The following is a 24,226-nucleotide window of genomic DNA, read 5'->3' on the forward strand; positions in this document are numbered from 1 at the left end:
CCGTTGGGTAAGTTCCTCGTATCCCCCGCTGTCCCCCACTGGGAGCACCGTCATGCCTGCAGCCACGCCACGCCCCGGCTCCTCCCGCACGCGCTCCTGGTGGGGCTGGGGCTATGCCGATGCCCATCCCGACGATGCCGAGTGCATGGCGATGGGCTCGCTGCTGCCCGGCAGCCTGACCCGGCCGCTGCCGATACCCCGGGTCGCCGACCTGGACATCACCCGCCCGGCCGTGACGCCCCCGTCCACGCTGGCGCAGCTGGTCACCACAGATCCCGAAGCACGCGCCGCCCACGCCATGGGCAAGGCCTACCGCGACGTCGTCCGCGCCCTGCACGGCAGGCCCGGCCGGATCCCCGACCTCGTCACCCTCCCGGCCTGCGACCAGGACGTGGCCGACCTGCTGGACTGGGCCGGTGACCACGACGTCGCCGTCATTCCCTTCGGCGGCGGCTCCTCGGTGGTGGGCGGCGTGGAGTACCGCGGCGACGCCCACCGCGCCGTGCTGTCGCTCGACCTGACCTCGATGGACCGGGTCCTGGAGATCGACGCCACCAGTCGCTCGGCGCGCATCCAGGCCGGGGCTCTCGGTCCCGTGCTGGAACAGCAGTTGCGGCCCCACGGGCTGACGCTGCGTCACTTTCCGCAGAGCTTCGAGTTCTCCACGCTCGGCGGCTGGCTCGCCACCCGCGCGGGCGGGCACTACGCCACCGGACACACCCACATCGACGACTTCGTCCAGTCCCTGCGCGTGGTCACGCCCGCAGGCACCAGCACGTCCTGGCGACTGCCCGCGTCCGGCGCCGGACCGTCGCCCGACCGGCTCTTCCTGGGCTCCGAGGGGACGCTCGGAGTCATCACCGAGGCGTGGATGCGCCTGCAGCAGCGGCCCCTCCACAAGGCCTCGACATCGGTCTCGTTCACCGACTTCTCCCGTGCACTGGACGCTGTACGCGCCATCGCCCAGTCAGACCTCACGCCCGCCAACTGCCGTCTGCTCGACCCCGGTGAGGCGCTGCTCTCGGGTGCCGCGAGCGACGGCTCATCCGTTCTGGTCCTGGGCTTCGAGTCCGCCACCGGGCCGGTCGACGACCGCCTCGCGAGCGCCCTGGACATCGCCCGTGCCCACGGAGGCCGCGGCGAGGACCCTTCCACGCACCGCGACGCCCCGGCCGACACGGCCGTGGGCGCCTGGCGTTCGGCGTTCCTGCGCATGCCCTACCTGCGCGACGGACTGGCCCGCGTCGGCGCCGTCGTCGAGACCTTCGAGACCGCTGCCACCTGGGGCGCCGTCCCCGCGCTGATCGACGCGGTCCGCACCGAGGTCGGCGCCGCCGCCCTGAAAGCCACCGGTCACCCCGCGACTATCAACTGCCGCCTCACCCACGTCTATCCGGACGGCGCCGCGCCCTACTTCACCGTGGCCGTCGCCGGACGTCCCGGCGACGAGGTCGCGGTCTGGGACGAGATCAAAGCCGTCGCGACCGAGGTCCTCCACCGCCATCGCGCGACGATCACGCACCACCACGCCGTCGGCCGCGACCACCGCCCGGGCTACGACCTCCAGCGCCCGGCCCCCTTCGCCCTGGCCCTGCAGGCCGCAAAGGACGCGCTGGACCCGCACCACGTCCTCAACCCCGGCGTCCTGATCGGCTGACCGAGGCCGACGCCGCGGTTCGCGGTGGCGGCCCGGCTTCGGGGAGCGTTCGGTAGCCTTGGCGCACCGTCGTACATCAGGAGCTTCGCCGTCATGGATACCCAGCGAGTCGCGCTTCCGACTTTCCGTACCGCTACAGCTGCGGATGTGCCCTCCCTGGTGGCACTGATCGAGTCGGCCTACCGGGGCGAATCCAGCCGCGCGGGGTGGACCACCGAGGCCGACCTGCTGGAGGGGCAACGGACGGACCCCGAGAGTGTCATGGCGGTCCTCCAAGGCCAGGACAGCCGCATGGTCGTGGTCGAGTCGGACGGCACACTCCTCGCCTGCTGCCAACTGGAGAACCGTCGCGGCCACGCGTACTTCGGGATGTTCGCGGTGCGTCCCGAACTCCAGGGCGGCGGCCTCGGCAAGCAACTCCTCGCCGAGGCCGAGCGCCTCGCCGGCGGCGAGTGGGGCGCGAAAGAGATGCACCTGACGGTGATCACCGCCCGGGAGGACCTCACCGCCTGGTACGTACGTCGCGGCTACACCCGAACCGGGCGGACGAGTGCCTTTCCCTACGGCGACGAGCGCTTCGGCCTGCCCACGCGCAATGACCTGGAATTCGAGTTGTTGGTGAAGGAACTGCGCTAGAAGACCAGCACGGCAGCGGCTCGGTGGAGAGGGGTGGGGCCGCTGTCCCGGTGAGGGGACGTACGCTGGGCGTCCCCATGCACATCCGAGGCGTGGACATCGTGGCCGAGGAGAGCATCGTGGCACAGGGACGTTCTGGCATCAGGGGTGCGCGGATCGGGTCGGGACCGATGGGGGAACCGGAGCGCGGCGACCTCGCCCCGCGCACGACGGTTTCGTTCTGGTGCGGCAACAGCCACCAGACGCAGCTCAGCTTCGCGATCGAGGCCGTGGTCCCGCAGACGTGGGACTGCCCCAGGTGCGGTCTGCCCGCCGGCCCCGACCCGGACCAGGTGCCCGTCGCCGAGGGCAACGCCCCCTACATGACACACATGGGCTACGTCCGCCAGCGCCGCAGCCAGGAGGACGGCGAGATCCTGCTCAACGAGGCGCTGGCCAAGCTGCGCGGGACCATCTGACCGACTCGGGACGCCGCCGGCCTGCCGGTGCGGTTCGGGCGCGCCCACGCTTGCCCGGGCCCGCCTCGGATCACGACGCGCCTGTGGGGCCGATCGGACGACCGGCCCCACAGGGGATTGCTGGACTACTGGGCTGACGCCAGGAGACCTAGTGGGCCGCGCGGTCCAGGCCCGCGCTGCTGCCGCTGCCCGCGGTGAAGGCGGTCAGGCCGTTCGGGGTGCCGAGACCGGTCGGACCGTCATAGCCGGTGCCCGCGGTGCACAGGTAGGTCGGGGTGCAGCCCGAGCCGCTGTTGCTGCCGGTGGTCACGTCGTTGAGCGCCGAGGTGTTCTTGTACGGGTACTGGGCCGGGTTGTCGTTCGCACCCGGGGTGCCCGCGTCGGCGTAGACCGAGGCGATGATCGGCGAGGACGCGCTGGTCCCACCGACGACCTGCCAGCCGTTGGACTGGTAGCTGTCGTAGACGGCGACACCGGTGGCCGGGTCGGCGACGGCGGAGACGTCGGCGACGGTGCGGTTGGAGCAGCCGCTGTCGGTCTGCCAGGTCGGCTTGGGCTCGTACGCGGAGCAGCCGGAGCCGGTGCCCTCGGTCGAGTTGGTGTACCAGACGGACTCGGACCAGCCGCGCGTGCTGGAGTCCTTGGTCAGCGAGGTGCCGCCGACCGCGGTGACGTCGGGGGACGCCGCCGGGTACTCGACGCCGTAGGCGCTGTCACCGGCCGAGGCGGTGATGACGACACCGGGGTGGTTGTAGTAGCTGCTGTCGGTCTGCGTGTCGGAGGAGTCCTCCGAGCCGCCGTAGCTGTTGGAGACGTACTTGGCCCCCATCTTGACCGCCTCGTTGACGGCGGTGCCCAGGTCGGAGGTGTTGGCGCTGGTCGCCTCGACGAGCAGGATGTGCGCGTTCGGCGCGATCGCGGAGACCATGTCCAGGTCGAGGGATATCTCCCCGGCCCAACCGGCGTCGGCGGTCGGGTAGTTGGTGCCGCCGCTCTCGTCGACCTTCTGGAAGCAGCCGTTGGCCGTGGTGCAGGCGGGCAGCCCGTACTGGGTGCGGTAACTGCCCAGGTCCGCCTCGGCGTTGGGGTCGTCCTGCGCGTCGACGATGGCGATGGTGGCGCCCGCGCCGCCGTTGGCGGGGATGTTGTAGGCGCCCAGCAGGTCGCTCGGACCGAAGCCGTCAGGGGTCGCGGCGTTGCTGTCGGCGTGCAGCGCCAGCGCGTGCGGCTCCGTCACGTCCGTCCGGACCAGGGCGAAGCAGGAGGCCTGGTGCGCCTTCGGGGCAGCGCACTCGTGCCGGTAGTGCGCCGTCGAGTGACCGTGGCCGGCCTGGGCCGACGCGGCGATCGGCGCCGCAATCGGCGCGGCGTTCGGCGCAGTGGTCGCAGCCTGGGCGATGGGACTGGCGGCCAGGCCCGCCACGGCTATGCCGAGGGAGACCATCCCGGTCAGGACCTTACGGGGCCGACCAGCGTGGATGGGGTTGCGCATGGGGGGAGCTTCCTCTCATGTCACGTGACGCCAGCACGCGGTTTCCCCAGGCCGGCAGACATGGCAGGAGCCAAGCGCCGACGCAGCGGAAGCAGCTGACGTCGTGTCACCACATTGAGTGGTGAGAGCGGCGGTTGGCACGAGAGTGAACCAGGGTTGTCGGAGACGGGTCAAGGCATGACACCCAGAAAGCTCTCAGTTTCTTCTCAGTGATCTGTGAGCTATGTCTCAACAGGGCGATTTGTGACGCACCGTTGGGGCGCAAACGCAGGCAGCAATCTCGGATGATTGCTCATCAAATCGGCATATGTCCGATCCTCTGGGGGAGCTGTGCGCCCAGCCCGGACCGTACGGGAGACGCGTCGTCAGCGCCTGCTGCGCTCCGCATCCGAAACGGCACCGCGTTCTGGCGTCGCGTCAGAGCGACAGAGGCCCGAGCAGGGGCGCAGCACCAGCGCCCTCGAAGCCACGACCCCCGGTCGAACTCAGGCCGACCCGGACTGCCCCACGGCCTCAACCGCCGCGCGGAGCGCAGTGATCCGCCGCCCCCGCTACCACTGCCAGGGTTCAGCCACGGCGAGGTCAGGCCGCCGCCCGCGCCCCTGCGCGGCTGCGGGCCTCCCGGCGTACGATCCCAGACCCCGGCGGCGTTCCAGTCCCGCAGGCGCTGCCAGAGCGGCGTCGGCGGTTCCCGTGGAGATGACCACCGAGCGGCTGGATTCCGCTATCCGCTGGATGCTGTCGAACACCCCTGCCGCGTTGGACGGGCATCAGGTTCTGCCGGACGACGTGCGGACCGAGCGGCGGGCGGCAGCGGGGTCGTCGCCGAAGCCGACGGTCAGCTGGCCGGTCTGAGCTTGGGCATCGGCCTGCCGCTGGCCGGTTACTACACACTCCACGCCCTCGGCGCCTCCGACTGGGCCGCGCTGCTCGCAGCCACGGCCGCCACAGGGGCACGGCTCGTGGCCGTGGGCGCCTGGACCCGACGGGTGTCCTGGTTCGCCGCAGTCATGCTCGCAGTGTTCGGCGTCGGCCTCGCCCTGGCCTTCGTCGGCGGCGACCCACGGTTCCTGCTGCTCAAGGACTCCTTCAGCACCGCCGCGCTCGCCCTGGTGTTCCTGGCCAGCCTGCTCGGCGACACCCCACTGACGCTCGTCGGCGCGCAGAACTGGAAACCCCACCAGGCCCAGGCCCTCCGCCACCTCTACGCCGGCGAACCCACGGCCCGCCGCGCCTTCCGCACCAGCGCCCTCGGCTGGGGCCTGGGGCTGCTCGCCGAGTCCGCGCTCCGGGTACCCCTCGTCTACGCGCTGCCCGTGCCGGTCGCCGTCGGAGCCTCCACCGCGTGGATGATCACGGCGCTCTGCGCGATCGCGGTCTGGAACGCCGTCTACATCACCCGCGCCGCCCGCCGCACCCCCGCCCTGTCTGTGCTCCTTCCCGGTGGCGGAGCGCAGCCTGATCCCGATTCACCCACTCCCGACCGCTTTCGTTAGTCGAGTAAGTGCGGTCGCCGTGCTGCGAGGGGCGAGGAGAATCGGCACGCCGACCGCGTCGCCCGGGTGGCCCCGTCTCGCACAGCCGCCCTCCATGTCCGGCACGAGCTCGCCGACCGCTGCTCAGGCCAGCCCGGCCTGCTCCAGCGCCTCAACCGCCGTGCGCAGCGCGGTGATCCGCTCGTCGAGCGAGAACCCTCCCGGGGAGAGGTTCAGCGTGGTGACGCCCGCGTCCGCGTAGGCGCGGAGGCGGTCGGCGATGCGGTCGCGGGTGCCGACGAGGGTGGTGGAGTCGATGAGTTGCTGCGGAACTGCGGCCGCCGCAGCCGCCTTGTCGCCGGAGAGGTAGAGCTTCTGGATCTCGTCCGCCGCCGCCTCGTAGCCCATGCGGCAGGCGATGCGGTTGTAGAAGTTCTGCTCCTTGCTGCCCATGCCGCCCACGTACAGCGCGGTGTAGTGGCGGAAGATGTCCGCCGCCGCGGCCAGGTCCGCCTCGCTGTCGCTCGCGGCGACGGCGATCGGGACGTTCGGGGCGACGTCGAAGCCGTCCAGCGTCAGGCCCGCCTTCTCGCGGCCGGCGCGCACGGAGGCGAGCGAGAGCTCGGCCTGCTCCGGGGCGAAGAAGATACCGAGCCAGCCGTCGGCGATCTCGCCGGTCAGCTCCAGGTTCTTCGGGCCGATGGCCGCGATGTAGAGCGGGATCCGCTCGCGCACCGGGTGGATGGTCAGCTTGAGCGCCTTGCCGGGTCCGCCGGGCAGCGGCAGCGTCCAGTTGGCGCCGTCGTGGGCGACGCGCTCGCGGGACATGGCCTTGCGGATGATCTCGACGTACTCGCGGGTGCGGGCCAGCGGCTTGTCGAACTTGACGCCGTACCAGCCCTCGGAGACCTGCGGGCCGGAGACGCCGAGCCCGAGCCGGAACCGGCCGCCGGAGAGCGTGTCCAGGGTGGCCGCGGTCATCGCCGTCATCGTGGGCGTACGGGCCGGGATCTGGAAGATCGCGGAGCCGACGTCGATCCGCTCGGTCTTGGCCGCGACATAGGCCAGCACGGTCGCCGCGTCCGAGCCGTAGGCCTCGGCCGCCCAGCAGACCGAATACCCGAGGCGGTCCGCCTCCTGAGCGACGGCGATGTTGTCGGCGTCGTTGCCGAGCCCCCAGTAGCCGAGGTTGATCCCGAGTCGCACGCTGCTGCCTCCTTGCCGGCGGGTCTCCGTGGTTCCGGGGCTGTCCCCTGATCCCCAGCGGAGCGTCTGCGCCGACTCTAGCCCCCGCGTCCGCGCGCGGCTACCGGCCAGTAGCACGGGTCTCCGGCCAGGACACGCCTCCGTTCGGGTGGCAGCCGATGCCCTCGGCACGCAGAGGTTCCGCGTAGGCTCACCCCGCCAGCTCCCCGCCGGCTTGCCGCCAGCTCCCCGCCAGCTCCCTGCCTGTCACCGGAAGGCTCCCACCCGTGCTGCAGCGTCATCTGGGCCGCACCGGCCTGCGCGTGTCCCGTCTGGGCCTCGGCACCATGACGTGGGGCCGGGACGTCGACGAGCACGACGCCGCCGACCAGCTCAAGGTCTTCCTGGACGCGGGCGGCTCCCTGGTCGACACGGCGGACGTCTACGCGGACGGCGGCGCGGAGTACCTCCTCTCCCAGCTGATCGGCGCTCTGGTCCCGCGCAGCGAGCTGGTCATCGCCACCAAGGCGGGCAGCGTCCCCGACCGCGACCGCCGTTTCGACGGCTCGCGCGGCCATCTGCTCGGCGCGCTCGACGCCTCGCTGGCCCGGCTCGGCGTCGACTACGTCGACCTGTGGCAGGTCCACGCGTTCGACCCCGACACCCCGATAGAGGAGACGCTCCAGGCGCTCGACCTCGCCGTCACCAGCGGCCGGGCCCGCTACGTCGGCGTCAGCAACTACTGCGGCTGGCAGCTGGCCAAGGCCTCCACCTGGCAGCGGGCGGTCCCGGGCCGGGTCCCGCTGGCGGGAACGCAGATGGAGTACTCGCTGCTGCAGCGCGGGATAGAGCGCGAGGTCCTGCCGGCCGCGCTGGACGCGGGCATCGGCCTGCTGGCCTCGTCGCCGCTCGGCCGCGGGGTCCTGACGGGCAAGTACCGGCACGGCACCCCGCCGGACTCGCGCGGCGCGTCACCGACGTTCGGCGCCTTCGTCCACCCGTACCTGGACGAACGCGGTCGCCGCATCGTCGACGCGGTCGCCACGGCGGCCGACGGGCTCGCGACCACACCCCTGCAGGTGGCGCTGGCCTGGATCCGCGACCGCGAGGGGGTGACCGCGCCGGTCCTGGGCGCGCGCACGGCCACGCAGTTGCAGGCGGCGCTGCAAGTGGAGTCGCTGACACTCCCGACGGAGATCCGCAACGCGCTGGACGACATCTCGGCGCCGGTGCACGTCTATCCGGACCAGAACTGGACGGCGTTGTACTGAGTCGTGCCGGTCGGTGTACTGCCCGACGCACTGGTCCGGACGGTCCGGCTGTGGTTCGGATTCCGGATTTGTCAGTGCCGGCCGCTAGCGTTCTTGGCGTCAGAGATGCACGCATTCCGAAGGGCCGCGACCGATGAGTGACACCGCGAACGCCACAGACGCTGCGACAGCCACGGACGCCGTGACCGCACAGCTCGCCGAGGCGATCCGCGCTGCCGACGGCCAGGCGCAGGACGTCGGCGCCCAGGCACGGGACGCCGTCGCGGACGCCGCGGCGGTGCTCGGCGAGGCGGGGGCGCCCGCGCAGCTCGCCCCGGCGGTGGTGGGCGCGCTCGGCGAACGCGCCGCCGACACGCTGCGGGAGGACCCGTGGGCCGTGCTGGCCGTGCCCGGCGTGCTGCCCGCCAACGCGGACGAGTTCGCGCGCGGCCTGCTCGGCGCCGAGGCCTCGCCGGGGGACGAGCGGCGGGCCAACGCCCTGGTGCAGTGGCTGCTGGAGCGCGCGTCCCTGCACGGCCACACGGCCGTCGAGCTCGGCGAGATCCGGCGCGGGCTGGCGGACCACGGGGTGCCGACCCCGGACGAGGCCCTGGCCGCAGTGCTGACGGAGGGTCGGGTGATGGCCTTCCAGGAGGAGGGCGACGACGAGGACGAGTCCGAGGAGGCCGCCGCCGGGCAGGTCCTGCTCGCGCTGGACCGGCTCGCGCTGGCCGAGGAGAGCCTCGCCGACGGCCTGGTCCGACTGAGCTCCACCTTCCCCGGCCGTGACGCGGCCCCTGGCGGGCCCGAGGCGGCAGGCGAGGTCGAGGCTGAGCTCGACGACGACTCCGTGCAGGCAAAGGCGACCGAGGACGGCGAGGAGACAGAGGAGGCCGAGGCAGCAGAACCCGCCGAAGCGGCCACCGTCCGCCCGAGCTGGGACGAGGTGATCGACGCCGCGCCCAACTCCTCTGCCGCCGCGCTGATCCGCGCTGTCGCCGACTCCGCTTTGGTGCTGCACACAGGCGGCGAGACCGCCCGTTCCGAGCCCGTCGCGCTGCTCCAGGCCGCACGGCGGCTCGGGCTGCGGGCCGCGCTGACCGGCGCCCACACCGACAGTGCCCGGCGGCTCGGCCCCGACGCCGCACCGCTCGGCACACTCCTGGCCTCCGGCGAGCGTGACGTGGACGGGACGCTGGCGCTGGACCTGCTGATCGTCTGTGACGCGCCGGCACTCGACGCCGAGTTGGCCGCCACGGTGGCGGAGTCGCTGGCGGACGGTGCGCGTCTGGTGCTGAGCGGCGACCCGGGTGACCTCTGGTCGGCGGGGCCCGGCCGGGTCTTCGCGGATCTGCTGGCGGCCAAGCCCGCGCCGGTCGTCGCCTCCCGGCAGCCGGACTTCGGGCCGATCGGCGAGCTGGTCTCGGGCATCGGCATCGGCGAGTTCGAGCCGGTCGCGGCCCCCGAGAAGGAGGTCGTCATGGTTCAGGCCGGCGACGCCGCCGAGGCCGTGCACCGCGCGGTCCAGCTCGTCGGCGACTCGATCCCCCGTGCGCTGGGCATCCCGTCCGAGCAGGTCCGCGTCCTGGTCCCCGCCCACGCGGGCCCGGCCGGGACGCGTGCCGTCAACGCGGCGCTCAAGCAGCGGCTCAACCCGGGTCCGGGCCAGTTCGGCGGCTTCGACGCGGGCGACGCGGTCGTCCGGGTGCCCGCGCCCGGCGTCCTCCACGAGGGCGTGGTGCGGGGAGCAGTGCCGGAGGGGCTGGAGATCGCCTTCTCCTCCCCAGCGGCCGACGCCTCGCCCGCCGGGACGGCCGTCGTCCCGCGCGAGCAGCTCGGCGAGCTGCGGCACGGTTGGGCGCTGACGGCCCATCAGGCGGCCGGTAGGCGCTGGCCCGGCGTGGTGGTCGTGGTGCCGCCCGAGGCGGGGCCGGAGCTGAGCCGCCAGTGGCTCTACTCCGCCTGCGGTCGCGCCGAGCGCCACCTCTCACTGATCAACGCCCTGGGCCCGGCCCTTCCGCAGACGGTGGCGACCCATGCGGCCCGCCCCCGCACCACCCGCCTGCGAACGATCATCGGAGGCGAGTAGCACGCCGCCGACCCCAGGCATACAGCCGTGCCCGGCTCAGCCGGGTAAGGCCGCCGGGTAGAGCTGCCGGGTAAGGCTCAGCTGGGGTCGAGGGCCTCGTCGAGCTCGTCCTCGTACTCCTCGATCACGTCGAACCGGGCGATCAGCAGCTCCGGTTCGGCGGTGTCGAAGGGCTCGGCGAGCCACTCGCCAGGCTCGCTCGGATCGGCGGCCAGCAGCCAAAGAGTCGAGTCGCCCTCCTCCAGGCCGAAGTCGGCGGCGTGACGGGCGACCCGGTCCGGCTCGAAGTCGCTGAAGAGGGTCCGCAGCGCCCCCGTGACCGTCGGGGCGCCGACGGCCTCGCGGAGGGCCCCCGGGTCGGTCACGGTGTAATCCCGGCGGATCAGCACGCTGACCGCCTCAGGTTCGATGCCGTCCGGCAGACCGCTGCCGTCCGGATGGGGCACCTCGAAGGGAGTGAACTCGTCGTAGACCTCGTCGAGCAGTTCGTCGTAGGCGTCCGCCGCGAGAGCCAGGGCCTCATAGGCGTCGGCGACCGCCGGATCGCCCTGGCCGGCTCTCGTCTCGACGGCGAGCAAATGCGCGTCGATCGCGGCCTTGACCGCATCCGCCGCGGTGCGGACCCGGGCGATCTGTTCTTCGGAGGGACGCACGACATCAGACATGACCCGCACGCTATCCGTTCCCGGGCAGCCCGCGCATCGGAGTTGTCCGCCTCGTTGGAAAACGATCACGAATCGGTCGCCCTGGGTGTGCCCCGGGTTGCCGGTCTTCCACTCTGGGCAGCCTTTTGAGAACCTGGCCCGGCCCGGTCGTAGGCTTGCCTGTGTTCGTCCGCGGGAGGAAGAGTCTTGACCCCACCCACACCATCCACCGGTAAACCGCCGCAGAAGATCGTCCGCCAGCCCGAGTACGAGTTCCGCTCGCTGGTGCTGCCCCGTACCGTCAGCCGCAACGAGGCCCGGGCCCTGCTCACCGAGCAGGCGGAGTACGGCCATTGGGAGCTGGACCGACTCCGCCTCTTCCCGGACGGGCGGCGCAAGATCACGCTCAGACGGCGCATCATCCGTCAGGTGCGCAGCCCGCTGAGTTCCTACCTGGAAGGCTGACGCCTACCGGGAGGGCTGACGGCGCGCCTTGCGGTAGATCACCGCACCGCCCGCCGCCAGCAGTACTCCGCCACCGGCCAGCAGCAGCGCGTCGCCGCCGCCACCGGTCTCGGCGAGCACCTCACCGGCGGGCGGCGGCGGGCTGATCCGGTGACCGGACGGCGCGGCGGTCGTCCCGCTGTTGGGCGGCGGGGGCTGCTCGCCACCCGTGCTGCCGCCCCCGGCCGGGGAGCTGCAGGCGCAGCTCGGCGACGACGTCGGAACCCCGCCGCCACCCCTGTTGTCCCCGCCCGTGGCGGAACTGTGGTTGCCGCAGTCGTTGCCGTAGGCCGGGTTGCCCGCCCCCGGGGCGTTGACGGTGTTGCCGCAGAGGTTGAGCGGAATGCTGACCGGCACCTGCACCGAGTTGCCCGAGCCGACGCCGGGCGAGCCGTGCGCTCCGCCCTTGGCCGTGCTCCCGCCGCCGGTGGTGCCGCCACCGTCGTCCCCGCCCTCGCGGACGCTGCGGACGGAGTCGTTGGCGCAGTGGTTGCCGTAGGCCGGGTTGAGCAGTCCGACCACGTTCACCGTGTTGCCGCAGGCGTTCACCGGCACGGAGACGGGAACCTGGACGGTGTTGCCGGAGAGCGCGCCCGGTGAGTCGCTGGAGGCGCCCGTGGCGCCCGTGTCGGCGAAGGCGTACCCCGCCGCATAACCCGCAGTGGAAGCCAACACGCTCCCGGTCGCCATGACCGTGAGCAAACCGCGTTTGGCAGCTTGTCGCATGGTTGTGCCCTGCCCTCAGTCCTTCGGGCGACCCGTGGGCCGCCCGGTTGTTGCTGGAATGCCCGAATGCGAAGGTCGCGCACAGGGCGCGTGCACCAGGCCTGTTCCCCCGTACCTCTCACAACGACAGGACGCACCCCGGGGCACGGTTAACACCGCAGGGAAAATGCAGCGGCCCCAGGAGGAAAATCCTCCAGGGGCCGCGCGACGGTCGATCGGTCGCTCAATCGGGCGCGCAATCAGACATTCAATCGACCGGGTCGGTCTTCCGGATTCTCCCGAAACCGGCTCAGTTGTTCTCGCAGTGGTTGCCGAACGCCGGGTTGAGCAGACCGATGACGCTGATGGTGTTGCCGCAGACGTTCACCGGCACGGAGACGGGAACCTGGACGAAGTTGCCGGACAGCACACCCGGGGAGCCCCAGGCCGCACCCTCGGCGGTGGCGGAGTGCGCACTGGCCACACCCGCGCCCGCGAGGGCCAGACCACCAGCGGTGGCGACGACGACGGCGATCTTCTTGACCTGCATGGTCTCTCCTTGCTCCATGGGAACAGCCCGTTCGGTGGGCTGCATATGAGTGAACGAGACTGCGGCAAATGGGGTACGTAACCCCGGCAACGATCACCCATTGGAGTGAGGACACCCGCACGCCTATACGAAAATCCCGCATTATCAGACCGGCTCAGTGGTGAGCCGGCCGAATCAGCTCAGCACTGCCGTATTCAGCACTGGTCGATGAAGCGATCCAGCACCCGGACCCCGAACTTCAGACTGTCGACCGGAACCCGCTCGTCCACTCCGTGGAACATTCCGGCGAAATCCAGTTCCGGAGGCAGCCGCAGCGGCGCGAAACCGAAGCAGCGGATTCCGAGTTCGCTGAAGGACTTCGCATCCGTCCCGCCGGAGAGGGTGTAGGGCACGGCGCGCGCGATCGGGTCCTCGGCGACCAGGGCCGACTGCATCGCCGCCACCAGCGGACCGTCGAAGTCGGTCTCCACGGCCTTGTCGTGGTGGACCGCCTCACGGCGGACGCGCGGGCCGAGGACGCTGTCCAGCTCGGTCAGGAACTCCTCCTCGTAGCCGGGCAGGAAGCGCCCGTCCACGTGTGCGGTGGCCTGACCGGGGATGACGTTCACCTTGTAGCCGGCGCCGAGCATGGTCGGCTGGGCGGTGTTGCGCAGCGTCGCGCCGATCAGCTTGGCGATGCCGCCCAGCCGCTCCAGCGTGGTGTCCATGTCCTCCGGGTCGAGCTCGACGCCGAGCGCGTCGGAGAGCTCGTCCAGGAAGTGCCGCACCGACTTGGTGATGCGGACCGGGAACTTGTGCCGACCGAGCCGGGCCACCGCCTCGCACAGCTCGGTGATGGCGTTGTCCTTGTTGGTCATCGAGCCGTGACCGGCGGTGCCGTCCACGGTGAGCCGCATCCAGTGCATGCCCTTCTCAGCGGTCTCCACCAGGTAGAGGCGCAGGTTCTCGTTGACCGTGAAGGAGAAGCCGCCGACCTCGCCGATGGCCTCGTTCACCCCGTCGAACAGGCCCGGGTGGTGGTCGACCAGGTGGTGCGCCCCATAGACGCCGCCCGCCTCCTCGTCCGCGAGGAACGCGAGCACGATGTCGCGCGGCGGCTTCCGGCCGCTGCGCAGCCGGTCGCGGACGACGGCCAGCGTCATCGCGTCCATGTCCTTCATGTCGACCGCGCCGCGTCCCCAGACCATGCCGTCCGCGATCTCGCCCGCGAACGGGTGGTGGGTCCAGTCGTCGGCGTTGGCGGGGACGACGTCCGTGTGCCCGTGGATCAGCAGCGCCGGACGGGACGGGTCCTCGCCCGCGATCCGGGCGATGGTGCTGGCCCGGCCCCGCTCCGACTCGATGATCTGCGGCTCCAGGCCGAACTCGGCCAGCTTCTCGGCGACGTACTCGGCAGCGGCGCGCTCGCCGGGGCCGGAGCCGTCACCGTAGTTGCTGGTGTCGATCCGGATCAGGTCCCGGCACAGCTCGGCGACCTCCGCCTCGCCGAAGCCCTCGCCCTGGCCACCGCCGAGCCGCTCGCCCGCCCCGCTCACCGCGCTGGTTCCACCCACTGTCTCGCTCACGCTACTCAGCCTCTCTCCGCGTCGATGCCGCACCGCGCCTCCGGAGTTCCGGGGTTTCCGGAGTCCCGGGGATCCGGTGCGGATGCTGCCCATCCTCTCCCGCCGCGCGCCCCCGCCCAAGCCCGCCGCGTCCGCAGTCCGGCACCGGGCCCGCCGGGGGACGTCGTCGAGCCACTCGCCTGATCCCCGTCACCTCGCCGTCGCATCGCCGTCGCATCCCCGCAGGTCGCGCCCGTGATGACCGCCCGGGAACGCATTTCGGAACGGCCGCTGATCTTTGCTATGGTTATCCCCGTCAGCGAGGCCGCAGGGCCGCAAAGACAGACTCCGATGCGCGGGTGGCGGAATGGCAGACGCGCTAGCTTGAGGTGCTAGTGCCCTTCGGGGCGTGGGGGTTCAAGTCCCCCCTCGCGCACGCATCGGGTCGGGCCCGTGATCATCGATCACGGGCCCGATCGTTTTGCCCGGGCTGTCCGTGTCGTGCCCGGGCGAGCCCCTCACGGCGATCTAGCGTGGGGCACCATGGCCTCCCCGATCACGCCGCGCGGTCGTGCCACCCAGCGGCAGGCGCGCGTCGCCGTGCTGCTGCGCCGGCCGAAGCTGTGGCTGGTTCCGTCCGTCCTCGCCTCGCTGGTCGCCGTGGGGCTGTCGCTCCTCTACATGGGCGGCATCCTCGACCCGAACGGCAGCCTGCACCGGCTCCCGGTCGCCGTCGTCGACGCCGACACCGGGGCACCGCTGCCCGGCCAGCGGCAGAACCTGGGCACCCAGGTCACGCAGGCGGTCGTCGCCGCCTCTCCGGTCGGCGCGGTCGACTGGAAGCAGGTGGACCAGGCGCAGGCACAGGACCTGCTGGCATCCGGCAAGGTCTACGGCGCGCTGGTGATCCCGGCCGACTTCACCGCCTCCGTCGGGGCGCTGACGACGGCGCATGCGACGACGCGGCCGACGATCGCCGTGCTGACCAACCCGGGTGTGGGCAGCCTGGGCTCCTCACTGGCGTCCCAGATCAACCAGAACGCGGCCCACCAGGCCTCGTTGACCATCGGCAAGGAGCTCACCGCCTCCCCCGCGACCGCGAGCGTCGACGCGACCACCCGCCTGCTGCTGACCGACCCGGTCGCGGTCACCACCCAGGTCGGCCACCCGATCGGGCAGCACAGCGGACTGGGACTGACCGCGTTCTACTACACGCTGCTGTTGGTGCTCAGCGGCTTCGTCGGCGGCAACCTGATCCACAACGGCGTCGACACCGCGCTCGGCTACGCGGACAGCGAGATCGGCCCGTGGCACACCCGCCGTCCGACCGTCCCGATCAACCGGACGCGGACGCTGGTGCTGAAGATGTGGATGACCGCCGGGATCTCGGTACTCACCACGACGATGGTGATGGTGGCCTGCATCGCCGTACTCGGGATGGACGCGACGCACATCCCGCTGCTCTGGATCTTCTCGTACTACGCCTGCCTCGCGGTCGGGCTCGGCGTGCAGGCGATCAACGCGGCCTTCGGCGGGATCGGGCAACTGGTGTCGATGTTCGTCTTCATCGCGCTGTCGCTGCCGTCGTCCGGGGCGACCGTGCCGCTGGAGGCGACGCCCCCCTTCTACCGGTTCCTGGGCGCCTTCGAGCCGATGCGCCAGCTCAGCGCCGGGGTCCGGTCCATCCTCTACTTCGACGCCCGCGCCGACGCGGGCCTGGCCCGGGCCTGGATCATGATCTCGGTCGGTTTCGTCCTGGCCCTGGCCTTCGGCTTCGCGATGACCCGCTACTACGACCGCAAGGGCCTGCACCGCCTCACCCCGCAGCCGGATCCTGCCGAGGAACCGGCACCGGCGCAGACCTGAGCACGGCAGGACACGAGGGCACGGCACCGCACGGCAGGACACGGCAGGACACGGCAGGATTGCCGCCCATGACGAACCTTCATGTCGTACGCGTCTTCTGTGGTCCCGACGGTCACGGCGGCAGCCCGCTCGGGGTGGTACTGGACGGCGCCGCGATCCCCGAGCGGACCGAGCGTCAGCGCGTCGCCGCCAAGCTCGGATTCTCCGAGACCGTCTTCGTCGACGACGCCGCGAGCGGCCGGGCGGACATCTACACGCCCAGCGTGCGGTTGCCGTTCGCCGGGTACCCCCTCGTCGGGACCGGGTGGCTGCTGCGGCAGGAGGGTCTCGGCGGGGAACTGCTGCGTCCCGAGGCCGGAGACGTACCGGCGTGGCAGGACGGGGAGTTCAGCTGGATCTCCGGCCGCGCCGAGTGGGTCTCCGGCAAGCGGACCCAGCAGTACGCGAGCCCGGCGGAGGTCGACGCCCTGGAGGTCCCGCCGCCCGGGAGCGGCTGGCTCTACGCGTGGGCGTGGCAGGACGAGAGCGCCGGGACCGTCCGCGCCCGGGGGTTCCCAGGACGCGGGGACGGCATCGACGAGGACGAGGCGACCGGCGCGGCAGCCGTCGTGCTGACCGGCGAACAGCGCCGGGCGCTGGACATCCGCCAGGGCACGGGCTCCCGGATCCTGACCCGGCCACTCCCCGACGGGTTTATCGCGGTCGGCGGCCGGGTCGTGACCCAGGAGCTGCGGTCGCTCTGACGTCTCCGGCCGGCCTGCTCTCCCCCTCGGGGCAGCCCACGCCGCTCAGACCGGTTCTGCGCGGCCACATTCCGCAGGCGACTGCTCACGTCCGGGGACGCCGGGCCAGGTCCGGACGACGCGGCGAGCGACTTACCGCTCCGACCCGCTAGCGTGACGATGAGCGGACGATCCGATCACCCGCGTCCCGAACAGTCCCAAACAGTCTCGAACAGTGGAGAGCGGCGATGAGCGACCTGATCCTGGTACGCCACGGCGAGACCGAGTGGAGTCTGTCGGGCCGGCACACCAGCTGGACCGACCTGCCGCTCACCGCGAACGGTGAGGCCCAGGCCCGCGCGCTGGCGCCGCTGCTGGGCGAGCACAAGATCGCTGTGGCGCTGGTCAGCCCGATGACCCGGGCCCAGGACACGGCCAAGCTGGCGGGACTCGACAACGTGTGCGTCGACCCGGACCTGCACGAGTGGGACTACGGCGCGTACGAGGGCATCACCACCCGCGAGATCCACCGGACCCGTCCGGCGTGGAACCTCTGGACGGACGGCGTGGCTCCCGGCCCCGAGGAGCACCCGGGCGAGACGCCCGAAGAGGTGGCCATCCGCGCCGACCGCGTGATCGCGCGGATCGAGGCGGCACTCGGCAACAGCACCGGCGGCGACGCGGTCCTGGTCGCGCACGCGCACTTCCTGCGGGTGCTGACGGCGCGGCGGCTCGGGCTCCCGCCCGCCGACGGGGCCCTGTTCCAGCTGGCCACGGGCACGATCAGCCGCCTCAGCACCGAGCACGACCGCCCGGTCGTCGCGACCTGGAACGAGCACCCGCGCGGGTAGCGCCACGCGGCCGACGGACCTCGCGTACCTGACGGACGGCCAGGTCAGCGCATGAGCGAACGGGGTCCGTCCGCTACCTGATCAAACTGATCGCACTGCACTAATCTGGCCAGCGATGATCCAGCCACCGCCGCAGCCGGCCACCAGGTCCTCCTGGTACCGCTCGATCAAGTCGACCACCAGGTCCGGGCTCCGCGTCGAGCCGGCGACCAATGCGCCGCTCGCCGCGCTGAGGGGCGCGCTGGGTGTGGCGATCGCGCTCTTCGGCGCGCTCGCGCTGAGCACGCCGGCGATCGCGACCTCGGCCGCGCTCGGCGCGCAGCTGGCCGGGATGGCGACCTTCCAGCGCAGCTACCGCCCGCAGCCGTGGCTGGCGCTGGCGACCGCGCTGGGACTGTCGCTGAGCACGTTCGTCGGCTATGTCGTCTCGCCGTGGCCGCCGCTGTTCCTGGCCGTGCTGGCGCTGTGGGCCTTCGGCGCGGGCATGGCCTGGGTCGGTGGCCAGACCGCGGGCATCCTGGCGTCGATGACGGTCACGGTGATGCTGGGCATCGTCACTCTCCCGACCACGGTCCCCGAGGCCGCGCAGCACGCCGCGGTGATCGCGGGAGGCGGCGCGATCCAGGCGCTGCTGGTGCTGATCTGGCCGGTCAACCGCTGGGGCGCGCACCGCGAGGCGCTGGCCGAGGCCTGCGCCTCCATGGCCGACTACGCCCGGCGGTTGCGGCACGACCCTTTCGCGCCGTTCGACCCGGATCCGCTGATGGTCGCCCGCGACGCCGCCCAGGTGACCCCCGGTCAGGCCCGCAGCCGTCCGTCCGAACTCACTGGCGTCCGCTCGCTGGTGGAACGGATGCGCCCGGCGCTGGCCGCCCTGGCCGACCCCCGCGTCGGCGCCGCCGAGGAGGGCCGCGAACGCGACCGTGCCCGGGAGCTGCTGGCGGCGGCCGCCGAGATCCTCGACATGGCGGCGCGCTCGATCCGCACCGGCCAACCGGCGCCGATCCCCGAACACGCCTACCGCGCCCTGGCCTTGCCGGAGGACGGCCCGGTGCTCGACGGCATCGCCAAGCACACCGCGCTGCGCCTGATCGGCCTGCTGGCCGAGATCCACGACGCCCTGGATGCACAGGACGACGAGGCCCAACCCCGTTACCTGCCCCGCCCGGGACTGCGCGCGCTCGTTCCCCACACCGCCCGGGCGGTCCGCCGCAACTGGACCTGGCGCTCGCCGGTCCTCCGCCACGCGGTGCGCACCGCGGTGGTGGTGACGCTGGCCGAGGGCGTCGGCCGGGTGCTGCCCTTCGGCCACAGCTACTGGGCCGCGATGACCGCGATGATGGTGATGCGTCCGGACTTCTCGCAGACGTACAGCCGCGGCGTGGCCCGACTGGTAGGCACGGTCGTCGGCGTCGGGGTCGCCTCGGCGGTCATGGTCGCGGCCAAGCCCGCCCCCTGGGTCTGCGGCCTGCTCGCCGTCTGCGCGGTCGGCTGCGCGTATCTGACCATGCGCAGCGGTTACATGGCGCTGAGCACGCTGGTCACGATCTACGTCGTCTTCCTGCTGTCGATGGACGGCCTGGTGCTGTCCCACACGGCGGAGGAACGGGTCGGCATGACCCTGGTCGGCGGAGTGCTGGCGCTCGCCGCGTACGCGATCTGGCCCACCTGGCAGACCGTCCGCCTGCCCGACCGCCTCGCCGCGCACATCGCCGCGGCTGGCCGCTACGCGGCGGCGACGCTCGACGCCTACGGCGAGCCGTCGACCGCGTCCCGACGCGCCATGCGCGAGGCCCTCCTCGACCTGCGCGGCGCGCGGGCCGCGATGATAGCGACGGACGCCTCAGCGGCCAACGAGCCGATCCGGCATCGGGGCCTGCGGCCCTCCCAGGTCGCCGACGCGCGGGCGGCGGTCGCCGCGATCAGCCGCGCCGCGATGCTGATCGAGGCCCACGCCCCCACCGCGACCGCGCCCGCACCGGGCGCGGTCGCCTTCGCCACGACGGTGCGCGACGCCCTGACCCGCGCCGCGGACGCGGTCCGAGAGGGCGAACCGGCGGACGTCTCGGGCGTCGAATCCGCGTACACGGACTGGTCCGCGGCACCGGACGGCACCCCACCGGAACTCCTCCGCGACGCGTCGATCCTGACGGAGGCCATCGACGGGCTCCAGGACGCCCTGGGCTGAATTCACCGCCGACAGGGCCAGTTGCACTTTCCTCAGGGCGCCGGGCCCTGGAGAGGCTCCGCGCATCTCACCCACCCAAGCGGGCGAACAACGGTTCGGACTCGGGCAGCCGGCCGTCAACCGGCGTGCACCGCACGACGATCCGGTCCGCCGCGTCCGGCAGGAACGGGCGGAGTTGTTCGCCCACCTCGCGGCAGGCCGCGACCAGCGCGGCCAGCGCCGCGTCCAACCGCGGGTCCGCGGCGCCGCGTTCCGCCTTGGCCAGCTCCCACGGGCGGGTGCGGTCGATGCAGCGGTTGGCCTCCTCGACCAGGGTCCAGACCGCGCCCGCCGCCGCACGGTAGTCGAACGCGTCGAGTGCCGCGTCCACGCGGCCCGCCGCCCGCGCGCAGACCGCGCGCAGTTCGGAGGTCGCGGTGGTGCTCACCGTGGCGGTCGGGACGACGCCGTCCCGGTAGCGATGGACCATGGTGACGACCCGGTGGGCCAGGTTGCCGAAGCCTCCGGCGAGGTCCGCGTCCGCGCGGGCGATCAGCCGCTCCTCGGTGAAGTCCGCGTCGCCGACGCGCGGCACCTCGCGCAGCAGCCACCACCGCACCGCGTCCGTCCCGAAGCGGGACACCAGCGCCGCCGGGTCCACCGCGGATGCCGAACCCGCCCCCGAACCCGCCCCCGCCGCCGCGGACTTGCTGATCTTGCGCCCGGACACCGTCAGGTAGTCGTGGACCAACACCCGTGTGGGCAGCGGCAGTCCGGCCGACAGCAGCATCGCGGGCCAGTAGACGGCGTGGAACCGGAGCACGCCCTTGCCGACCAGGTGCACCCGCTCGCCGTCGCCCGCCCACCACGTCCGGTAGGGCTCCGCGTCCGTGTCGCTGCCGCCCAGGCCCAGGCTGGTGACGTAGTTGCCGAGGGCGTCCCACCAGACGTAGACGACCTGCTCCTCGTCCCCGGGGACCGGGATCCCCCAGCCTCGCGCGCGGGCGCGGCTGCGGGAGACGGAGAAGTCACGCAGGCCCGAGTCGATCAGCGCCAGCACCTCGTTGCGGCGCGACTCGGGCTCGATCCGCAGCCGCCCGCTCGTGATCAGTTCACGCAGCTGCTCCTGGTAGCGCGAGAGGCGGAAGAACCAGTTCTCCTCACTGACCTGCTGCGGCTCGGTCCCGTGGTCGGGGCAGCGGCCGTCCTCGGTGAGCTCGGATTCCGCGAAGAAGGCCTCGCAGCCGACACAGTAGAGACCGACATATTCCTTGCGGTAGAAATCCCCGGCCTCGGCACAGCGTCGCCACAGGTATTCGACGCCGATCCGGTGCCTCGGGTCCCGGCTGGTCCGGATGAAATCGTCGAAGGAAAGCGCCAGGGGTGCGGCGAGTTCCGCGAAAGCGGCGGCGTTGCGGTCGACCAGGTCCTGGACGTCGACGCCTTCGTTCTCGGCGGCGAGCACGTTCTTCAGCGAGTTCTCGTCCGTCCCGCTGAGGAAGCGCACCGCGCCGCCGCGCGTGCGGCGGTGTCGGGCCAGCACGTCCGCCTGCACGAGCTCCAGGGCGAAGCCGAGGTGCGGGCGCGCGTTGACGTAGGGGATGGTGGTGGTGACGTAGTAGCTGCTCATCAGGCTCTCCAGCGCTCCGGTTGCTCACCGGGTGTCGGGCGGGAGGGGCCTGCGGCGGACATGCAAGAGGCCCCTGGTGACGGGGCCTCGGTAGCGCGCGTGCGTTCGCGTCTCAGCAGCCCCTGGAGGGGCGCATCATTCGGAAGCAGGGCGCGTCGATCATGGCTGGAGAGTAGCAGAAGCGGTCTCAGAGGTGGCCGCGAATATAGCGGCCCAGCTCGGCGGTCCAGTGCCCGTAGTCCGCGCGCATCGAGGCGTCGCCGCCGCAGATCTTGGCGACCTGGGCGTCGGTGATCCGGTCGGCCCCGTCGGACGCCAGCAGCTGGGCCATCCGGTCCATCGTGTCGGCGAGACGCTCCGCGTCGTGGTGGCTCAGCATGACCAGTCGCTCGGTGCGGCCGATGGTGGTGGAACCCGGCATGGCTGCCTCCTCGGGTCGGTCCCCCACCCACGGTAGGCCTTTTCGGCAGGCGGGCAAGTTGCACTCTCAGGGACGTGGGGCTCTGCCGATCTGCGGCTTCGTCGCGCGGGCAGATTGGTCGAGCAGAGCCCCGCGCCCCTCGAAGACCTGCACCTTCTCCCAGGCCCTGTCGTCAAACTCCCGCCGGGCCCGGCTTGCCTGGTACGGCCTCCCCCTGCCTTCGGCTAGGGGGTGCCCCCACGCTGCGTTGTCGCATCGCCCAAGTACGGCCCAGTACGAGGGCGATCCTCCGCCTTGCAACTGTCCGCACCAGACAACCCGGGCTGATCCGACGCGAGTTTGACGACAGGGCCTAGCGAATCGGGAGACCCGAGAGCGTGCGCGCAATAACCAGCCGCTGGATCTCGCTGGTCCCCTCGAAGATGGTGTAGATCGCCGCGTCGCGGTGCATCCGCTCCACCGGGTACTCACGGGTGAAGCCGTTGCCGCCGAAGATCTGGATCGCCTGGGCCGTCACCCACTTGGCCGTCTCACCCGCGTACAGCTTGGACATCGAGCCCTCGGCCGCCGTGAACGGCTGGGCCGTCGCCGCCATCCAGGAGGCGCGCCAGACCAGCATGCGCGCGGCGTCGATGCGGGTGCGCATGTCGGCGATGGTGAAGGCGATGCCCTGGTTGTCGATGATCGGCCGGCCGAACTGCTCTCGGGTCTTCGCGTACTCCAGGGACTCCTCGTACGCCGCGCGGGCCAGGCCGACCGCCTGGGCGCCGACGGCCGGGCGGGAGGCCTCGAACGTGGCCATCGCCGCGTTCTTGACCTGCTCGACCTTCTCGCCGCGGGCGACCGCAGCCGCGCGCTCCCGGGCGCGGGCCATGCGCTCGTCCAGCTTCTCCTTGCCGCCGAGCAGGCAGTCGCCGGGGACGCGGACGTTGTCGAGGACGACCTCGGCGGTGTGCGAGGCGCGGATGCCGTGCTTCTTGAACTTCTGACCCTGGCTCAGACCCTTGGTGCCCGGCGGGATGATGAAGGACGCCTGGCCGCGCGCGCCGAGCTCCGGGTCGACGACGGCGACGACGACGTGGACGTGGGCGATGCCGCCATTGGTCGCCCAGGTCTTGGTGCCGTTGATGATCCACTCGTCGGTGGCCTCGTCGTAGACGGCGCGGGTGCGCATCGCGGCGACGTCGGAGCCGGCGTCGGGCTCGGAGGAGCAGAACGCGGCCAGCTTGGGCTCGTCCGGGGTGCCGAACATCTCCGGCGCCCAGACGCCGACCTGCTCGGGCGTACCGTTGGTGACGACGCCCGCTGCGGCCAGCGCGCTGCCGCAGATGGCGAGGCCGATGCCCGCGTCGCCCCAGAACAGCTCCTCCATGGCGATCGGGATGCCCAGACCGGTCGGGTCGAACTGCTGCTGGGCGAAGAAGTCCAGCGAGTAGATGCCGACCTTGGCCGCCTCCTGGATGATCGGCCAGGGAGTCTCCTCCCGCTCGTCCCACTCGGCCGCGGCGGGGCGGATGACGTCCCGGGCGAAGCCGTGCAGCCAGTCGCGGACGGCGATCTGGTCGTCGTTGAGTGCGAGGTTGAAGGCCGTCATCTGTTGTCTCCCGGGCGCGTTGCGCGTACTGGATTTTCCATCGCCAGGTGTTACCGTCGGTAACACACGCAAAGTTTGTTACTACCTAGTAAGGAATGTCAAGGCATGCGGATCGAGGCCGACACCCGCGACGAGAGGCGCACGGCGCTCCTCGACGCGGCCGACCGGGTGGTGCGCCGCGAGGGGCCGCGCGCGAGCATGAACGCGATCGCGGCCGAGGCAGGGATCACCAAGCCGATCCTGTACCGGCACTTCGGCGACAAGAACGGTCTCTACCGCGCCCTGGCCGACCGGCACTCGGCCGCGCTCCTCGCGCAGATCAGGGACGCGCTGGCCGCGCCGCTGGAGCGGCGGGAGCGGGTGGAGAACGTCCTCGACACCTACCTCGCCGCGATCGAGTCCGCACCGCAGGTCTACCGGTTCCTCGCCCACCCCGACCCGGCCTCGGACGGACTCTCCCCAGCCGGGCCGCTGGCGCCCACGCTGCGGGCGATCGCGGCCGAGCTGAGCCATGCCATCGCGATGCAGGTGGACCTCGGGCCGGAGAGCAACGTCATGGCGGAGGCCTGGGGGCAGGCGATCACGGGCATGGTGCTGGCCGGCGGCGACTGGTGGCTGGAGCACCGGCCGTTTCCCCGGCAGCGGATGGTGCAGACCCTGGCCGACCTGCTCTGGGGCCGCCTCGCCGCAGCCGGTGACAACCCGGGCGCGACCAAGATCTCGGACTGAACACATCTGTCCGCTCCGCCCGCTCCGTCCGCCCGCTCCGTCCGCCCCACCCGCCCT

The 24,226-nt window shown here is 71.9% G+C and carries 22 protein-coding genes and 1 tRNA gene; 14 read left to right on the top strand and 9 right to left on the bottom strand.

Features of this window, described 5'->3' with window-relative positions; genetic code table 11:
• Positions 1-52 precede the first annotated feature (52 nt).
• The 3 genes from ABH928_RS19660 (at position 53) to ABH928_RS19670 (ending at position 2,751) form a co-directional block, all read left to right on the top strand.
• A complete protein-coding gene (locus tag ABH928_RS19660) occupies positions 53-1,657 on the top strand; it encodes an FAD-binding oxidoreductase (RefSeq protein WP_370068157.1) in 1,605 nt (534 codons plus the stop codon).
• A gap of 93 nt (positions 1,658-1,750) precedes the next feature.
• Positions 1,751-2,293 (top strand): GNAT family N-acetyltransferase, encoded by a 543-nt coding sequence (locus tag ABH928_RS19665; RefSeq protein WP_370068159.1) that lies wholly within the window; start codon positions 1,751-1,753, stop codon positions 2,291-2,293.
• 77 nt (positions 2,294-2,370) lie between these two features.
• On the top strand, positions 2,371-2,751 hold the full coding sequence (locus ABH928_RS19670; protein WP_370068161.1) for an RNA polymerase-binding protein RbpA: 381 nt from the start codon (positions 2,371-2,373) through the stop codon (positions 2,749-2,751).
• A 148-nt stretch (positions 2,752-2,899) separates the two neighbouring features.
• On the opposite strand, the gene ABH928_RS19675 is transcribed toward ABH928_RS19670, so the two are convergent.
• Complete coding sequence (locus ABH928_RS19675; protein WP_370068163.1) at positions 2,900-4,243, bottom strand: peptidase S8; 1,344 nt, start codon at positions 4,241-4,243, stop codon at positions 2,900-2,902.
• 693 nt (positions 4,244-4,936) lie between these two features.
• On the opposite strand from ABH928_RS19675, the gene ABH928_RS19680 reads away from it, so the two are divergent.
• Both ABH928_RS19680 and ABH928_RS19685 read left to right on the top strand, forming a co-directional pair.
• Entirely contained in the window at positions 4,937-5,098 is a 162-nt protein-coding gene (locus ABH928_RS19680; protein WP_370068165.1) for a hypothetical protein, read from the top strand.
• Positions 5,099-5,100: 2 nt separating this feature from the next.
• Positions 5,101-5,739: a VC0807 family protein gene (locus ABH928_RS19685; protein ID WP_370068167.1), complete on the top strand. Its 639-nt coding sequence runs from the start codon at positions 5,101-5,103 to the stop codon at positions 5,737-5,739.
• 123 nt (positions 5,740-5,862) lie between these two features.
• Here the strand turns inward: ABH928_RS19685 and ABH928_RS19690 are convergent, their stop codons facing one another.
• On the bottom strand, positions 5,863-6,924 hold the full coding sequence (locus ABH928_RS19690; protein WP_370068169.1) for an LLM class F420-dependent oxidoreductase: 1,062 nt from the start codon (positions 6,922-6,924) through the stop codon (positions 5,863-5,865).
• Positions 6,925-7,190: 266 nt separating this feature from the next.
• On the opposite strand from ABH928_RS19690, the gene ABH928_RS19695 reads away from it, so the two are divergent.
• Positions 7,191-8,174: an aldo/keto reductase gene (locus tag ABH928_RS19695; protein ID WP_370068171.1), complete on the top strand. Its 984-nt coding sequence runs from the start codon at positions 7,191-7,193 to the stop codon at positions 8,172-8,174.
• Positions 8,175-8,307: 133 nt separating this feature from the next.
• Complete coding sequence (locus ABH928_RS19700) at positions 8,308-10,242, top strand: helix-hairpin-helix domain-containing protein (protein ID WP_370068173.1); 1,935 nt, start codon at positions 8,308-8,310, stop codon at positions 10,240-10,242.
• 77 nt (positions 10,243-10,319) lie between these two features.
• Here ABH928_RS19700 and ABH928_RS19705 read toward each other — a convergent pair whose 3' ends face one another.
• Positions 10,320-10,907 (bottom strand): hypothetical protein, encoded by a 588-nt coding sequence (locus tag ABH928_RS19705; protein ID WP_370068175.1) that lies wholly within the window; start codon positions 10,905-10,907, stop codon positions 10,320-10,322.
• A gap of 228 nt (positions 10,908-11,135) precedes the next feature.
• On the opposite strand from ABH928_RS19705, the gene ABH928_RS19710 reads away from it, so the two are divergent.
• Positions 11,136-11,351, top strand: coding sequence for a DUF5703 family protein (locus tag ABH928_RS19710; RefSeq protein WP_370068337.1), 216 nt, complete (start codon positions 11,136-11,138; stop codon positions 11,349-11,351).
• Between the two features lie 3 nt (positions 11,352-11,354).
• Here ABH928_RS19710 and ABH928_RS19715 read toward each other — a convergent pair whose 3' ends face one another.
• From ABH928_RS19715 to ABH928_RS19725, 3 genes are all read right to left on the bottom strand, one after another.
• Positions 11,355-12,080, bottom strand: a complete 726-nt coding sequence (locus tag ABH928_RS19715) for a chaplin (RefSeq protein ID WP_370068177.1) — start codon at positions 12,078-12,080, stop codon at positions 11,355-11,357.
• 325 nt (positions 12,081-12,405) lie between these two features.
• Positions 12,406-12,645: a chaplin gene (locus tag ABH928_RS19720; protein ID WP_370068179.1), complete on the bottom strand. Its 240-nt coding sequence runs from the start codon at positions 12,643-12,645 to the stop codon at positions 12,406-12,408.
• A gap of 194 nt (positions 12,646-12,839) precedes the next feature.
• Positions 12,840-14,180: a M20/M25/M40 family metallo-hydrolase gene (locus ABH928_RS19725; protein WP_370068339.1), complete on the bottom strand. Its 1,341-nt coding sequence runs from the start codon at positions 14,178-14,180 to the stop codon at positions 12,840-12,842.
• Positions 14,181-14,542: 362 nt separating this feature from the next.
• Here ABH928_RS19725 and ABH928_RS19730 point away from each other — a divergent pair.
• From ABH928_RS19730 to ABH928_RS19750, 5 genes are all read left to right on the top strand, one after another.
• Positions 14,543-14,625 (top strand) — tRNA-Leu (locus tag ABH928_RS19730).
• 107 nt (positions 14,626-14,732) lie between these two features.
• Positions 14,733-16,055, top strand: a complete 1,323-nt coding sequence (locus tag ABH928_RS19735) for a YhgE/Pip domain-containing protein (protein WP_370068181.1) — start codon at positions 14,733-14,735, stop codon at positions 16,053-16,055.
• Positions 16,056-16,123: 68 nt separating this feature from the next.
• The gene (locus ABH928_RS19740) at positions 16,124-16,798 is read left to right on the top strand and encodes a PhzF family phenazine biosynthesis protein (protein ID WP_370068183.1); all 675 of its coding nucleotides are present in this window, start codon (positions 16,124-16,126) and stop codon (positions 16,796-16,798) included.
• Between the two features lie 227 nt (positions 16,799-17,025).
• Positions 17,026-17,628 (top strand): histidine phosphatase family protein, encoded by a 603-nt coding sequence (locus ABH928_RS19745; RefSeq protein ID WP_370068185.1) that lies wholly within the window; start codon positions 17,026-17,028, stop codon positions 17,626-17,628.
• A 115-nt stretch (positions 17,629-17,743) separates the two neighbouring features.
• Positions 17,744-19,816 carry an FUSC family protein gene (locus tag ABH928_RS19750; protein ID WP_370068187.1) on the top strand — a complete coding sequence of 691 codons (2,073 nt, stop codon included), beginning with the start codon at positions 17,744-17,746 and terminating at the stop codon, positions 19,814-19,816.
• Between the two features lie 67 nt (positions 19,817-19,883).
• Here ABH928_RS19750 and metG read toward each other — a convergent pair whose 3' ends face one another.
• The 3 genes from metG to ABH928_RS19765 all read right to left on the bottom strand — a co-directional run bounded on the left by metG (position 19,884) and on the right by ABH928_RS19765 (position 23,440).
• Positions 19,884-21,425: a methionine--tRNA ligase gene (gene metG / locus ABH928_RS19755; protein ID WP_370068189.1), complete on the bottom strand. Its 1,542-nt coding sequence runs from the start codon at positions 21,423-21,425 to the stop codon at positions 19,884-19,886.
• Between the two features lie 187 nt (positions 21,426-21,612).
• Positions 21,613-21,846, bottom strand: coding sequence for a hypothetical protein (locus ABH928_RS19760; protein ID WP_370068191.1), 234 nt, complete (start codon positions 21,844-21,846; stop codon positions 21,613-21,615).
• A gap of 352 nt (positions 21,847-22,198) precedes the next feature.
• On the bottom strand, positions 22,199-23,440 hold the full coding sequence (locus tag ABH928_RS19765) for an acyl-CoA dehydrogenase family protein (RefSeq protein WP_370068193.1): 1,242 nt from the start codon (positions 23,438-23,440) through the stop codon (positions 22,199-22,201).
• Positions 23,441-23,545: 105 nt separating this feature from the next.
• Here ABH928_RS19765 and ABH928_RS19770 point away from each other — a divergent pair, with 105 nt between their 5' ends.
• Entirely contained in the window at positions 23,546-24,169 is a 624-nt protein-coding gene (locus tag ABH928_RS19770) for a TetR family transcriptional regulator (RefSeq protein WP_370068195.1), read from the top strand.
• Positions 24,170-24,226: the final 57 nt, after the last annotated feature.

This window comes from Streptacidiphilus sp. MAP5-3 (genome assembly GCF_041262505.1).
Lineage (GTDB): Bacteria > Actinomycetota > Actinomycetes > Streptomycetales > Streptomycetaceae > Streptacidiphilus.

What these genes read in the sequence shown, in the direction of transcription:
- ABH928_RS19660 (WP_370068157.1), top strand. Translation starts at nt 53, where the DNA reads ATGCCTGCAGCCACGCCACGCCCCGGCTCCTCCCGCACGCGCTCCTGG.
- ABH928_RS19665 (WP_370068159.1), top strand. Translation starts at nt 1,751, where the DNA reads ATGGATACCCAGCGAGTCGCGCTTCCGACTTTCCGTACCGCTACAGCT.
- ABH928_RS19670 (WP_370068161.1), top strand. Translation starts at nt 2,371, where the DNA reads ATGCACATCCGAGGCGTGGACATCGTGGCCGAGGAGAGCATCGTGGCA.
- ABH928_RS19675 (WP_370068163.1), bottom strand. Translation starts at nt 4,243, where the DNA reads ATGCGCAACCCCATCCACGCTGGTCGGCCCCGTAAGGTCCTGACCGGG.
- ABH928_RS19700 (WP_370068173.1), top strand. Translation starts at nt 8,308, where the DNA reads ATGAGTGACACCGCGAACGCCACAGACGCTGCGACAGCCACGGACGCC.
- ABH928_RS19705 (WP_370068175.1), bottom strand. Translation starts at nt 10,907, where the DNA reads ATGTCTGATGTCGTGCGTCCCTCCGAAGAACAGATCGCCCGGGTCCGC.
- ABH928_RS19715 (WP_370068177.1), bottom strand. Translation starts at nt 12,080, where the DNA reads ATGGCGACCGGGAGCGTGTTGGCTTCCACTGCGGGTTATGCGGCGGGG.
- ABH928_RS19720 (WP_370068179.1), bottom strand. Translation starts at nt 12,645, where the DNA reads ATGCAGGTCAAGAAGATCGCCGTCGTCGTCGCCACCGCTGGTGGTCTG.
- ABH928_RS19735 (WP_370068181.1), top strand. Translation starts at nt 14,733, where the DNA reads ATGGCCTCCCCGATCACGCCGCGCGGTCGTGCCACCCAGCGGCAGGCG.
- ABH928_RS19740 (WP_370068183.1), top strand. Translation starts at nt 16,124, where the DNA reads ATGACGAACCTTCATGTCGTACGCGTCTTCTGTGGTCCCGACGGTCAC.
- ABH928_RS19745 (WP_370068185.1), top strand. Translation starts at nt 17,026, where the DNA reads ATGAGCGACCTGATCCTGGTACGCCACGGCGAGACCGAGTGGAGTCTG.
- ABH928_RS19750 (WP_370068187.1), top strand. Translation starts at nt 17,744, where the DNA reads ATGATCCAGCCACCGCCGCAGCCGGCCACCAGGTCCTCCTGGTACCGC.
- metG (WP_370068189.1), bottom strand. Translation starts at nt 21,425, where the DNA reads ATGAGCAGCTACTACGTCACCACCACCATCCCCTACGTCAACGCGCGC.
- ABH928_RS19760 (WP_370068191.1), bottom strand. Translation starts at nt 21,846, where the DNA reads ATGCCGGGTTCCACCACCATCGGCCGCACCGAGCGACTGGTCATGCTG.
- ABH928_RS19765 (WP_370068193.1), bottom strand. Translation starts at nt 23,440, where the DNA reads ATGACGGCCTTCAACCTCGCACTCAACGACGACCAGATCGCCGTCCGC.
- ABH928_RS19770 (WP_370068195.1), top strand. Translation starts at nt 23,546, where the DNA reads ATGCGGATCGAGGCCGACACCCGCGACGAGAGGCGCACGGCGCTCCTC.